General features: G+C 62.1%; 10 protein-coding genes and 1 riboswitch. Of the genes, 6 read left to right on the top strand and 4 right to left on the bottom strand.

Annotation, left to right across the window (positions count from 1 at the left end):
• Positions 1–124: 124 nt before the first annotated feature.
• Both AC3EC3_RS08775 and AC3EC3_RS08770 read left to right on the top strand, forming a co-directional pair.
• Positions 125–886 carry a recombinase family protein gene (locus AC3EC3_RS08775; RefSeq protein ID WP_488489255.1) on the top strand — a complete coding sequence of 254 codons (762 nt, stop codon included), beginning with the start codon at positions 125–127 and terminating at the stop codon, positions 884–886.
• Between the two features lie 20 nt (positions 887–906).
• Positions 907–1,080, top strand: a complete 174-nt coding sequence (locus AC3EC3_RS08770; RefSeq protein WP_488489254.1) for a hypothetical protein — start codon at positions 907–909, stop codon at positions 1,078–1,080.
• A 541-nt stretch (positions 1,081–1,621) separates the two neighbouring features.
• Here AC3EC3_RS08770 and AC3EC3_RS08765 read toward each other — a convergent pair.
• Positions 1,622–3,022, bottom strand: coding sequence for an RNA-dependent RNA polymerase family protein (locus AC3EC3_RS08765; RefSeq protein WP_488489253.1), 1,401 nt, complete (start codon positions 3,020–3,022; stop codon positions 1,622–1,624).
• Between the two features lie 87 nt (positions 3,023–3,109).
• The gene (locus AC3EC3_RS08760; RefSeq protein WP_488489252.1) at positions 3,110–3,331 is read right to left on the bottom strand and encodes a helix-turn-helix transcriptional regulator; all 222 of its coding nucleotides are present in this window, start codon (positions 3,329–3,331) and stop codon (positions 3,110–3,112) included.
• Positions 3,332–3,466: 135 nt separating this feature from the next.
• Here AC3EC3_RS08760 and AC3EC3_RS08755 point away from each other — a divergent pair, with 135 nt between their 5' ends.
• Entirely contained in the window at positions 3,467–4,111 is a 645-nt protein-coding gene (locus tag AC3EC3_RS08755) for a hypothetical protein (RefSeq protein WP_488489251.1), read from the top strand.
• 412 nt (positions 4,112–4,523) lie between these two features.
• Here the strand turns inward: AC3EC3_RS08755 and AC3EC3_RS08750 are convergent, their stop codons facing one another.
• The gene (locus tag AC3EC3_RS08750; RefSeq protein ID WP_488489250.1) at positions 4,524–6,662 is read right to left on the bottom strand and encodes a TonB-dependent siderophore receptor; all 2,139 of its coding nucleotides are present in this window, start codon (positions 6,660–6,662) and stop codon (positions 4,524–4,526) included.
• Positions 6,663–6,842: 180 nt separating this feature from the next.
• Positions 6,843–7,093: riboswitch (cobalamin riboswitch) on the top strand.
• A gap of 185 nt (positions 7,094–7,278) precedes the next feature.
• Here AC3EC3_RS08750 and AC3EC3_RS08745 point away from each other — a divergent pair.
• A complete protein-coding gene (locus tag AC3EC3_RS08745; RefSeq protein ID WP_488489249.1) occupies positions 7,279–8,310 on the top strand; it encodes a HoxN/HupN/NixA family nickel/cobalt transporter in 1,032 nt (343 codons plus the stop codon).
• A 155-nt stretch (positions 8,311–8,465) separates the two neighbouring features.
• Here the strand turns inward: AC3EC3_RS08745 and AC3EC3_RS08740 are convergent, their stop codons facing one another.
• Positions 8,466–9,404: a LysR substrate-binding domain-containing protein gene (locus AC3EC3_RS08740; protein ID WP_488489248.1), complete on the bottom strand. Its 939-nt coding sequence runs from the start codon at positions 9,402–9,404 to the stop codon at positions 8,466–8,468.
• Between AC3EC3_RS08740 and AC3EC3_RS08735 the strand changes: the two genes are divergently transcribed.
• Both AC3EC3_RS08735 and AC3EC3_RS08730 read left to right on the top strand, forming a co-directional pair.
• The gene (locus AC3EC3_RS08735; protein WP_488489247.1) at positions 9,404–11,485 is read left to right on the top strand and encodes an FUSC family protein; all 2,082 of its coding nucleotides are present in this window, start codon (positions 9,404–9,406) and stop codon (positions 11,483–11,485) included. The two genes, AC3EC3_RS08740 and AC3EC3_RS08735, sit on opposite strands and share 1 nt — an antisense overlap.
• A 64-nt stretch (positions 11,486–11,549) precedes the next feature.
• Positions 11,550–12,641 carry a PLP-dependent cysteine synthase family protein gene (locus AC3EC3_RS08730; protein ID WP_488489246.1) on the top strand — a complete coding sequence of 364 codons (1,092 nt, stop codon included), beginning with the start codon at positions 11,550–11,552 and terminating at the stop codon, positions 12,639–12,641.
• The last annotated feature ends 34 nt before the right edge of the window (positions 12,642–12,675 follow it).

Genomic DNA, 12,675 nt, shown 5'->3' with positions numbered 1-12,675 from the left:
TGCGTCCACGCAGGACGTTGCAAACTGCCTGATGTGCGTTGGCTAATCCGATGCTCGCGTGAACGTCGCCAGCCCTGATGGTCAAAGCCGTGCGACCCGTCGCTTGGGCTGGGGCGATTAAAGATTGCATCACGAAAGCGCGAATGCGGTCAGCTTGTTTCATCGCATTCTCCCGGACCAAGTTCCGGCACAGATAACTGGCGAGCATTCCGCCGTCACCATGAAGCAAGAGAGACGGAAAACTTTTTTCGTCAACATTTCAAACAACTGCGTGACTTCCGGCGCTATCGGCTGCATCGTCAACTCCAAGATAATGCAGGATAATCAGATGTTTATAGGCTATCGTCGATCATCGACTGCCGAACAACTTGCGGGGTATGAGGCGCAGGAGGCGCAACTCCTTGCAACTGGTTGCACCAAGACCTTCGGAGAGATGGTTTCGTCGGTCGCCCAGCGCGATCAACTGGACGCAGCGTTGGATTATGTGCGTGACGGGGACGTTCTGGTCGTGACCGACTTGTCGCGTCTCTGCCGATCCGTGGCAGACCTCGTCGCGATCACAGAGAGGCTTCGGGCAAAGGGTGTCGCTCTTCGCATCCTCTCATTGAACCTTGATACCGCTACACCTACCGGGCAACTGATGCTGAACCTGCTCGGGTCGATTGCGGAGTTCGAGCGGTCCATTATGCTCGAACGCCAGAAAATCGGCGTAGCCCGCGCTAAGGAAGAAGGGCGCTACAAGGGCCGCGCGCCGACAGCTAGGCGCAAGGCACCCGAGGTCAGAGCATTGCATCTGGCCGGGGCTGGTGCGACCGAGATAGCCGCACAGGTCGGGATCAGCAGAGCGAGCGTCTATCGCCTTCTCGCCCAGAGTACTGCTGCATGAGGCGGCGAGACCCCCGGCGCGTGTTCGCCGAGATCACCATCGTGTTGGAGGATACCCATTCTGTGGCAGTCGAAGGTCAGGCCCCCTGCGTGTCCGCCGATATGGTTTCAGCCCTCGTGGCCCACGTCCGCGAAGGTATGCGGAAAATCGAAGCGCTGATGATCGAGTTGGACCACTATGGCGGGCGACGGTGAGTTTCGATCCCGAGCGTTTGATCGCTGCACTTCCGGTGGCGATACTCTCACCTCCCGGACCGTGGGCACCCGACCGATTGCCGGAATGGCGGTGGCCGCTTGTCCGATGGTACAACGGCTTCAGCCCTGTTGAACGCATCCGACATTGGCAAGTTACACGATGGCTGATCGATGCTGGCAGCATGATGGCTCCGGCGCGATGCTCGATATGCGGCGGCGCACATCGGGTCAGTTTACATAGCGAGATGTACGGGGAGCCCACGCGTTCAGTCGCTGTCTGCCATAGCTGCCACATGGCCATACACCGCCGTTTTCGTTGTCGTGCTGAATGGGCTAACTTGTGCAGGCGTCATGCCGGGTCAGATGACGAGTGGTTCACGCTCCTTCCGAGGGAGCCCTATGCCATCGCCGATCATCTGCGCGAATGCGGCTATGCCTCGCCTAACGTTTTCGATCACCCTGTGCTGCTTGCTTGTCCCGGCCTCGTCCAGTCGCTGCCACGCAATTTCCATCAACTGCAATGGCCGGAGCAGAGACTATGTTAAGCGGCTTGATTAGTCGGTTCGTTAAAATCCTGCATTACCGTCCAGATGCGAGATGTTTCGGCGATTAGCCTTTGACGGGGGCTTCCGCGTCGGTCTCCATCGTATGGGACCAATTCATCCAGTCCACGTTCTGAGCCGCCCAACAAAAACGCCAGTATGAGGCTGTGTGCCGCGACACTCAGGGCTTCGACCGATGCCGGGTTATGAAAAAACCGAACACACGCAAGTTCTGCCCGCACTTCGGCTTCACGCGCATCACGGTCTAACCATAAAGGATAGGCGCGATGGAAGGCAGCTACCTTACGTTCGGCGGCGGCAATCTCGTCAAGAGATGGGAGCGGATCGGCGTTGGCGATGCGATGTTGTTCTTGCTTGGTTGGCGATGGCTCCCACGAAAACTGGCCGGGTGAGACGACGTGGCCCAACTGGCCGAGGAAGGGGATGCCATGATTAAATGCGCCTGGAACTGAATTTAGAGGCAGGCAATGCCCGCGATCCCGCTCCCTCAGCCTCAACGAGCCGTGGTCCGGCCTTGCGGCCACAGCAATCAGGTGTTCTGCTCTCGCTATCGCTTCCGTTTCCGACCGTCCAAGGACGAGCAGATTGTCGGCATATGTGATGATGTTGCCGTCGCAAGCAACGGCGGGGTCGGCCAGCAGGCGGCCTATCAACACTTCTCCAACAACCGGAGACGACGCGGCACCTAACGACAAGCCCACATGCTCGCCGAGGGGAGGAGTAGCCCGTGCCACCGTAATGACACCCGTAGACACATTGACGTTCGCACGAAGGGTTTCGTCCCAAAGCACGTTGTCAACGACGGCCTCTGGTAAGGGCCACAGCAGGCCAGCCAAGCACTCTCTAGGGATGGACCCGTAGAAGGCTTCAACATCCAGTTCGACTGCATGAGTGAAGCCGCGAGCGCAGGCTGCTTCGACAGCCCGAAGGGCTGCGGTCATCCCCCTGTCGAGCAGATACTGGCTCGCATGGGAAGGATGGATGGCGCGGATCACAGATGCGACAAGACGCTGCTGTGCCCGCTTTATGGGGCCGAATGACTGTACGATGCGTTGCCGGGGGCCGGTTGTGACCGCCCCACTTCTGACAGCCTCATAACACGGGGCGAATACGTTGATCCCGGACGCCATAGCCTTAATTGAGCTTGGCGTGCAGCGGCCCAGCCGCGAGGTTCGGTTCAGGGCGCGGATCAAGTCGGGGATATAGTTTGATCTGTCATGCAGGATTTTGCGGATCGCATTTCGCTGTGTCCGCCTATCGCTTGCAGCCAACCGTTCCAGTGCGGCATCGCGCCGCTTTCTGATACGGCTCACTTCGGCAATGAAGTCAGGAAACTGCGCCGCAAATCGCTGGTATCGCCATGCTGCAACAGATTGCATCGGCGTTCGTCTGATTTGAGAGGGCTGCGCAGTCGCCATTGCCCCAACATGCCTAGGCGAGGTTACTATCGTCCTAATGCCAACGGCTTAGTTCGGCTCGAATAGATCGCAGATTGGTACGCCTAGAGCCTTAGCTAGCTTGTCCGCTACCACAATCGAGGGGTTCCGCTTGTCGCCCCGTTCGAGCGCCGAGATATAGGTGCGATGAAGGCCCGCATCCTCCGCAAGCTGCTCTTGCGACCGCTCCTGTAAGCGGCGAATGCGCCTGACATTCTTGGCGAACACAATGCAGATCGCAGGCGTAGTCATGCATGCATTGAGCAGAGGAGGGAGACTTCACGCTACATTCCACAGAGTGCGGGGTGCACTCTATCGTCAACATGTGGTTAGCTTTTCCCCTGTATGCATGCCGGACGATGTGGGTTCCAAATAAGGGGATGTCATGTGCTTTACGCTATAGCTATCGGCTCGCTTGCCTTCGTGGCTTTCATGTTAATACGAAATATGACCCGGCAGCAGGAACTGGAGCGTCGGCTTGCTGCGTTGCCGAGCTTCACGCCAGCGCTTCGCTTCAACCAGCCGGACAAAGCTGCTGCGCTCTTGTTGGACCCGGTCAGCAATCAGTTCGCGGTTGGCAGAATTGGCGGAATGGCTCATGTTTATCGCTTCGACCAGCTTGTCGCTGTTGAGGTGGATAAGGATGGTATCTCGCTCGATAAGGCGACCCTTGGAAGCGTGCTTGTGGGCGCTGTCGCAGGGGAAGCTCTGCTCGGCCCGGTAGGAGCGTTACTCGGGAGCCGTGGGGGGCCGAGAACACGGCAAGAGCGGATTAGGCGTCTCAGCCTCAAGCTTCTCACCAACGATCTGCATTCGCCAGTTCAGGAGATCATATTTTTCGAGAGTAAGGACGCCGTGAAAGCTAACGCGCCGGAGTTACGGAAGGCAGCCAAAGTGCTGGATGAATGGCGCGCGCGCTTCCTGACTGTGATGCAAGGCCAACAGCACGCTGGTATCGAGCCTATCGCCAGTCAAGCGGTGAGGCGACCCGAGGGCTTTGGTCGCCGTCGCCCGCTGGTGCAAGGACAATGAGCTTAATTGCTCGGGTTGACTGGCTAACTGACAATTCCACGAAAACGCGTTTTAAGGGTTTTAGCCCCAGCAAATGGACGACGTAACCGTAGAAGTCTGGGGTTTTGGCCGCTCAAGGTGGAGATGTGGTTTGACAACAAAAGCAGGCGGCTTATCAGTCCATTTGGTACTGACTGTGGTACTACGAGCGTGAGACCGGGAGTTCGTAAGTGGCGAAAAACCGGGAAAATCCGGCGTTGGTGCCCTTTCCTGTCGGGTGCGCCATTTCTTTCAGTAATGTGATTGTCGAAGCTTCCTTGGGATGAGGATGTTTCCGGTCGGTCATGTCATAAGCACAGCTGGAAGCAGATATGCGAAAAGGCGGCCTTCCGTTAGGGAAGGCCGCCTTTTCGCATTTTTCAAAACTGCAGGATCAGTAGCTGAAGGTGATCGAGCCCATCACGGTGCGCGGTGCGGCGTAATAGGCCTGTCCCCAGGCGAGGCTGTTCAGGTACTTCTTGTCAGTCACGTTATCGACGACGATCTGGGCCTTGATGCCGTTGGTCACGGTCATCCCGGCCATCAGATCGAGTACGGCATAGTGGCCCTGGCGGACAACGGCGTCGTTACCTTCTGCATCCTGCACCGTGCTGTCGTCGATATGGGTCGCGTTCTGCCAGCGCAGGTTCGCGCCGAACTTGAGATCGTTCAACTGCGGGATGGTGTAGGTCGTGTTGAGCTTGAGCGTGCGGTTCGGGATATAGGTGAAGGCACGCTCGCCATCCGGAGTCTTGAGAGTGAACCCGGTATAGCCGCCGCCCACAGTCCAGTTCGGTGTGATCTTGCCGGCGACTTCGACCTCGAAGCCCTTCGATGTGGTGGTTTGGCCGACGTAATATGTGCCGCCCGCCGGGCCGACATCATCGTCGCCAAAGGTGCCGGCGGCTTCGGCCAGATTCTTCTGGTGCGCGCGGAACAGGGCGGCCGTGGCATAGAGCTTGCCGTCGAACCACTCGCTTTTTACACCGGCCTCGATGCTGCTGCCGGTTGCAGGCGCAAGGCGCTGGTTGCCGGCGTTGACCTCGCTCTGCGGATTGAAGATACCTGTGTAGCTGGCATAGAGTTTCACATTGTGCGTGATGTCGTAGAGCGCGCCGACATAAGGTGTGACCTTGCTGTTCTTGCGCGCTTCATCCACGCCATAGCTGTCGCCGGTGGACTTGAGCCAGGTGGCAGAAGCGCCGGTGATCGCGGTCAAGCGATCCGTGATACTCCAGTGGATGGCGCCATAGACGCGGGTGATACGATCGATCATGCGCGCCTGAAGAACAGGCGTGGGATAGTCGTCCGGTTCCGGAATGGTGACGTTGCCGATTTCGGATACCGCCGGATAATCGGGATAGGTATCCGAAAAGCCTTCGTATTCATGTCCGCTGTTGCGGCCGGTCGAAACGCCGAAGGCCAACTGGTGCTGGCGTCCGAACAGCTGGAACGGCCCCGATGCGTCGAGGTTGTAAATGTCCTGCTTGTAGTCCGTTGGGTAGATCCCGGTCATGCCCGAGATGCCGAGGCCGGTATCCGGATCGGGGTAGCCGTAGGCGTAGAGCAGCTTGGATGTGTACTGGATGCGGTTGAAGGTGTAGGTGCCTTTCACTGACCAGTCGTTGCCGAGATTGTACTTCAGTTCGGCGAATGCGCTCTGGTTGCGGGTATTCCAGTAGGTCCATGGCGCGGCGGTGGAGGCCGAGCGCTTGTAGCTGATCTGGCTGCCGTCCGAATAAGTCATCGGCAGCGCGCCCCACATCACGCCATCGGCGTTATTCTGCTGGCGGCTGTAACCGGCAGTGGCGGTGAGATCCGGCGTCACGTCCCACGCGACTACGGCGCCGATCACGTTGCGGTTGACGTGATAGTAATCGAGGTAGGAATCACTGTCTTCATGCGCGCCGACCACGCGGGCGCGCAGTGTACCCGAAGCATTGAGCGGGCCGGAAATGTCGGCCTCGACACGATGATCGTCGAACGAGCCGAGGTAGCCGGTGACAGAGGCCTGGAAGGTGTCGGTCGGGCGCTTGCGCACATAGTTCACGGTGGCGGAGGGGTTGCCGACGCCGGTCATCATGCCATTGGCGCCGCGCACGACTTCCACCCGATCATACAGTGCGGTGTCCAGACTGCCATAGGCGATGCCGCCTGAGAGCAGGGGCATGCCGACGCCGTCGACCTGGAAGTTGGTGATGGTGAAGCCGCGCGCATCGTATTCCGTGCGGTCCGTTTCTGCCCGCTCCACATTGACGCCCGGCACCTGGTCCAGCAGGTCGTTGACGTTGCGCAGTGAGAAGTCCTTGATCTGCTGCTGGTTTACGATCGTCACCGCTTGCGGTGTTTCGGCGATCGTGAGGGGGAGGCCGGTGGCGGAAGAGATGTCCTGGGTGGCCGGAGCCGTCACGACGATCGATTCGTCGGATTTCTTGGCAGTGTCATTTGTTGCCGCAGCATCATCGGCATGGGCCGTGACGGTCAGCGCGCACGTCGCGACACCGGTGGCCAAGGCGGTCAGAACCCTCTTCATTGGTACATTCCCTTGCAAACAGTTTTTATAAACCCGCGCGCTGGGCCGCTATGTGAAATGGCTTCTGCAAGTCAATATCAAATTTGTGACGTGGTTTTGATTGGCTTTGATGCAGGGCGCTTGTGTTGAACGATACCGCGTCATAGGTACATTCGGTGCGATGGTGGCGGTAACGTCAGCATTGGACAGGATCGCGCCGGTGCCCTGAAAGGGGCTTAATAGGGAATGCGGTGCGGGCGCCTTTCATGCGCCCCATTCCGCAGCTGTCCCTGCAACTGTAAGCGGTGAGCGAGATGCATATGCGCGGACGGGCGAGAACCCCCCGAGCCGCCAGCCACTGGGTCGGACGCTAAATCGTGCGAGGCCCGGGAAGGCCTTGCATCGAGCCTTGACCCGTGAGCCAGGAGACCTGCCGGCGTCCGGTCGCTCTTGCCCGGGTCCAGGGGATGGCCAAGGCACGGAACACTTCCGTCTGAGCGACGCAACGTGCGGCAGGGGCCGCATCGGCCGGGCGGGGCCGGACGCAGGCTGGCGTCCGTCCGGCATGTCTCGCGTCGACCGCTTGCGGCAGGCCCCTGTCAGGTTCGCTGACGCCGACAGAGGTTCCCGTTTCGCCATGGTTGCAAGTTCCTATCCTCCTTCCGTTTCGCTGCGAGGGCGTATCACGCTGCTGTTTGCCGTGCTGGCAGGCGTCAATCTGCTAGTCTGGGGCTGGGCTTTCAGTGTGTTCCATCACAGCCCGGTCATGCTCGGCACGGCGCTGCTTGCCTGGAGTCTGGGCCTGCGCCACGCTGTCGATGCCGATCATATCGCGGCGATCGACAACGTTACCCGCAAGCTCATGCAGGACGGCCAGCGGCCGGTCACGGTGGGGCTGTGGTTCGCGATCGGGCATTCCGCCATCGTCCTGATCGCGGCGACCACGATCGCTCTGGCGGCCAGCTCTATCGAGGATTTCAAGGCCGTCGGGCAATCGGGCGGGGTGATCGCCACGATCGTTTCAGCGACGTTCCTGTTCGTGATCGCGATCATGAATCTGGCGATCCTGCGCGGTGTCTGGCAGCGTTTCCAGCAGGTGCGACGCGGCGGCAGCTATGAAGAGGATGACCTCGACATGCTGCTCGCGGGACGCGGGCTGATCGCGCGTATCCTGCGTCCGGTATTCCGGCTGGTGAACCATGCCTGGCATATGGCGCCGCTCGGCTTCCTGTTCGGCCTCGGCTTCGACACCGCAACCGAAGTGGCGATCCTGGGACTGTCCGGCGCGCATGCGGCGGACGGGATTTCGCTGGTCACGGTGTTGGTCTTCCCGGTGCTGTTCGCGGTGGGCATGGCGCTGGTCGATACCGCCGACGGTGTGATCATGCTGGGCGCTTACGAGTGGGCTTTCGTGAAGCCGATCCGCAAGCTCTACTACAATATCGTCATCACCTCGATCTCGGCACTGATCGCACTGGTGATCGGCTCGATCGAGACGGCGGCGCTGCTGTCCGAAAAGTTCGGGCTGACGGGCGGCGTCTGGTCGGGGGCCTCGGCGCTGTCGGGCCAGTTCAACACGCTGGGCTTTGTCATCATCGGCGTTTTCGTGGTGTGCTGGCTGGTGAGCTATGCGGTCTATCGCTGGAGCGGGCTCGACGCGGAAGGGTAGAAAGAACGCCCCATTGCTGCAACAGATGCAGGATTGTCCTGCAATTGTTTGCATTGCCGTAGGCGCCATTCGGGCGCAAGGGCGCTGGCTTTCCCGCTTTTCCCTGGAAAGTCGCGATGCCTCCCCTTGCGCCTCTCTTGCCTTGTCCCGCGCCGTCAGCCTTCGCCGGGACGCCGGGCCTCCCATGGCGGCGCGGGCGTGAACCGTTCGACGATCCATTCGGCGAAAGCCGTGGTTCGCGCCGGAGCGAGGCGGGTGGAAGGGCGCACGATATGGATGCCGGCCTCGGTATCGAAGCTCCATTCGGGCAGCACGCGCACAAGCGTTCCTGCCGCCAGATCGCGGGCGACGATACATTCGCCGACCCCCAGAATGCCGACATCCGCACGCGCCGCTTCGAGCAGCGCGGCGGTATCGTTGGCACGCAGGGCGCCGCGCACTTCCACGGTTTCGCGCCGCTTCCCGTCAGACAGTCGCCACTCCGGATACGAGGCATAGCCCGTAAACCCGAGGCAGGCATGGGCAGCGATTTCGGCGGGCGCCTGCGGTATGCCCCGGCGTTCGAGGTAGCCGGGCGAGGCGCAGAGGATACGGCGGTGATCGCAAAGCCGTCGCGCGACCAGCCGGTTGTCGGCCAGCACGCCGACCCGCACCGCCGCATCGTAGCCCTCGGCCACCAGATCGACGAAACGCTCGGCGTAATCGACCTCGACCTCCAGATCGGGATAGCGCGCCAGGAAATCGGGCAGCATCGCGGCCAGCCACATGCGGCCCATCGCGGCTGGGAGGGCCAGGCGCAGCTTGCCGCGCAGTTGCACGGCGCCTTCGCTGGCCTCCTGCTGGGCCTCGGCGATCAGCGCGCGTGCGGACCGCAGTTTTTCGACCAGCCGCAAGGCGGCCTCGGTCAGGCGGATGCGGCGTGTGGTGCGTTCGATCAACCTGACGCCGAGCCGTCGCTCCAGCGCAGCGACACGCTTGGACAACACCGTGGGATGTCGCTCCAGCACACGCCCGGCCGCGACAAACGACCCCGCATCGGCGATGGCAAGTAGTGCCGACAGTTCATCGACATGACTGGATTCGAGTTCGACCATTGGACAGCCGCATCTATCGTAGGATCACTGCGCTCGCGCAAGAGACCGACCTGTTCGAGGCGGTCTTTGCGGTAAAGGCCTTCGTCGCGGCGATGGCGGCGCTGTGGATCGCCATGCGGATCGGGCTGGACCGGCCTTACTGGGCGGTCATCACGTCCTACATCACCGCGCAGCCGCTGGCAGGCGCGGTGCTGTCCAAGAGCGCGTTCCGTATCATCGGGACGATCACCGGCGCGATCGTGGCGGTGCTGATGGTGCCGGTGCTGGTCAATGCGCCCGAACTGCTGTGTCTGGGGCTGGCTGGGTGGCTGGGGTTGTGCAGCTATCTCAGTCTGCTCGACCGCAGCCCACGATCCTACTCGTTCGCGCTGGCGGGATATACCGCGGCGATCATCGGCTTTCCTTCGGTCTCCGATCCCGGCCACATCTTCACCATCGCCGCGCTGCGCCTGCAGGAGATTCTGCTCGGCATCAGTTGCAGCACGCTGGTCCATATCGTCGTGCTGCCGACATCGACGCTGGCGCATACCCGGCGCCGGGTCCACTCGATTCTGGGTGACGTGCGGCGCTGGCTCCATGATGCGCTGCTGCTGGCCTCCAACGCCAGCGAGGCGGAGCGGCGCAAGCTGGCGACCGACCTGCACGATCTGCACCAGTTGATCGTCCACCTCTCGTTCGAGAGTGGTTTTCGCTCGCCCACCGCTCGCGCAACAAGGGCGTTGCAACTGGAGCTGTCTCGCCTGCTGCCGTTCATCGGCGGCGTGGAGGATCGTCTGCGCCAATTGGGCGCAGCGGTCCCGGAAAGCGTGGACATGCTGCGGCAGGATGTGGCGCGGGCCGTCGGCGATCATGAGACCGGCCCGGCGGACTGGGATGCCCTGCGGCGCCGGACCCGCGCGCTGATGCCCACGCTTGCGCATCCGCTGCATTGGGAAGATGCGGTGCTGGCGAACTTTCTCGGGCGTCTGGAGATCATGATCGACGGCTGGCACCGCTGCACCACGCTGGCCGGCGCGCTCGACCATGGCGCGCATGATCGCCAGCGCCGGTTGCCGCTGCGGGGCGAGGCCCAGAGTCAGAGCGAAGGAGGCCGCGTCCTCACCCATCGCGACCACGGCATCGCGCTGCGCGGGGCGATCGGTACGGTTCTGGCCGTGCTCACCACATCGGCGATCTGGATTCTGACCGAGTGGCCCGACGGGGCGATGGCGGTGATCTTCGCAGGCGTTTGGACGGCGCTGTTCTCCAGCCTTGACGATGCGCGGCCGGTCATGCGGCAGGTTCTGCTCGGGACTTTCACGGGGGGTGTGTTGGCAGTGATCTACGTCGGCGCGATCCTGCCGCGTGTGACCGATTTCGTGACGCTGGCGGGCGTGTTGGCACCGACGTTTCTGGTCATGGGGGCGCTGACGCCGCGCCGGAGCACAGGCCTTTTCGCGATCGGCATGTTCAACAGCTTTCCCGGTTTTCTGATGCTGGCGAACAATTTCGGCGGGACCGTACCGCAAGTGCTGAACACGGCGATGGCGCAAGGCTTCGGCACGGCGGTCAGCCTCCTGGCGATGAGCCTGACCCGCGTTCCGGGCCTCAGGCGCAGTGTGACGACGATGTTGCGCACCGGGCGGCGTGAACTGGCTCAGCGTGCCCGCGCAGCGAAACCGAAAATGCTCTCAGCCTGGACGTACCTGATGCTGGATCGCATCGCCGTGCTCGCACCGCGCCTCTCGTTCCTGCGGATGGACCCCGAAACGGTGGTGACGGCGCTCCTGCGCGATATCCGCACCGGCATCTGCATGGCCGAACTGCGCGAGACCGCACAGGGTCTGAGGCCCGGCTCGCAGCGTGCCATCAATGTGCTGATGGCGCGGATCGGCACTTTCGTGGAGCAGGGCGAGAAGGCCGATCCGCAGGCCGTGATACGCGCCATCGATGCGTGCCTGCGCCATGCCTCGCGCTGGGAAGGCGTGGAGCAGCGCCGCCGCGCGGTGGTGGCGCTGGTGGGGCTGCGGCGCAACCTGCTCCATGGGCGCCCCGATCCCGGTCCGGCGGCGATGGCGCCGCGCGGCATCTTGCAGGCCTGACAAGATGGACTTTACCCGCTAGTAGCGCCGCTTCGCTTTCATCCGCTTCGGGATACGCCACCTCATGACCGCCACCACTGCCGCCGCTTCGACCCCGCTCGCCTCTCACCGGGCGTGGCTGGCCGAGGCGGTGCGGCGGATCGAGGCGGACTACAACCGGTCGGCGGACACCCACCTGATCCGGCTGGACCTGCCGCGCCATCCAGGGATCACGCTGTATCTGAAGGACGAAAGCTCGCACCCCACCGGCAGTCTCAAGCATCGCCTCGCACGCTCGCTGTTCCTCTATGCCCTGTGCAACGAGTGGATCGGTCCCGATACCTGCGTGATCGAGGCGTCTTCGGGCTCGACGGCGGTGAGCGAGGCCTATTTCGCGCGGATGCTCGGCCTGCGCTTCATCGCAGTGGTCCCGGCGTCGACCGCGCAGCCCAAGCTCGACGCAATCCGCTTCCAGGGTGGTGAGATCCACACCGTTGCCGATCCGCGCACCGTCTACGAGACCGCGCATCGTCTCGCGGCGGAGACCGGCGGGCACTACATCGACCAGTTTACCTATGCCGAGCGCGCGACCGACTGGCGCGGCAATAACAACATTGCCGAGAGCATTTTTGCGCAGATGGCGCGAGAGGAGCATCCGGTGCCGGACTGGATCGTCTGCGGCGCAGGCACTGGCGGCACGTCGGCCACCATCGGGCGCTTCATCCGCTACCAGCGCCACGCGACGCAGTTGTGCGTCGCCGATCCGGTCCACTCGATCTTCCACCGCCACTATGCCGATCGCTCCCAAGTAGCGCTGCCTGAAGGTCAGGCTTCGTGCATCGAGGGGATCGGTCGTCCGCGCGTGGAGCCCAGCTTCGTACCGGGCGTGGTCGATCGCATGATCGCAGTGGAGGATGCCCAGAGCATCGGTGCAATGAGGGCGCTTTCGGATCGCCTCGGGCGCCATGTTGGCGGCTCGACCGGAACCAACCTGTGGGCCTGTGCGCAGGTGATCGAGGAAATGGCGGCGGCCGGGCAGGGCGGTTCCATCGTGACGCTGCTGTGCGATGGCGGCGAGCGCTACGGCTGCACTTACTATGACGAGGCATGGCTCGAAGGGCGCGGCGTGGACTGGCGCCCGGCAGCGGCGCGTGTGGCGGAATTGCTCGGCGTCTGAGGTCAGAGTCTGTTTGAAAAATGCCTGCGGGGGC

This window comes from Novosphingobium sp. BAM6, from assembly GCF_057784955.1.
The sequence above is the reverse complement of the archived record's forward strand: the minus strand, read 5'-3'. Positions and strand labels throughout refer to the sequence as shown.

Excerpts from the sequence above, each read along its gene's own strand:
- AC3EC3_RS08765 (WP_488489253.1), bottom strand. The coding sequence starts at position 3,022 with ATGCAATCTGTTGCAGCATGGCGATACCAGCGATTTGCGGCGCAGTTT.
- AC3EC3_RS08760 (WP_488489252.1), bottom strand. The coding sequence starts at position 3,331 with ATGACTACGCCTGCGATCTGCATTGTGTTCGCCAAGAATGTCAGGCGC.
- AC3EC3_RS08750 (WP_488489250.1), bottom strand. The coding sequence starts at position 6,662 with ATGAAGAGGGTTCTGACCGCCTTGGCCACCGGTGTCGCGACGTGCGCG.
- AC3EC3_RS08745 (WP_488489249.1), top strand. The coding sequence starts at position 7,279 with ATGGTTGCAAGTTCCTATCCTCCTTCCGTTTCGCTGCGAGGGCGTATC.
- AC3EC3_RS08740 (WP_488489248.1), bottom strand. The coding sequence starts at position 9,404 with ATGGTCGAACTCGAATCCAGTCATGTCGATGAACTGTCGGCACTACTT.
- AC3EC3_RS08730 (WP_488489246.1), top strand. The coding sequence starts at position 11,550 with ATGACCGCCACCACTGCCGCCGCTTCGACCCCGCTCGCCTCTCACCGG.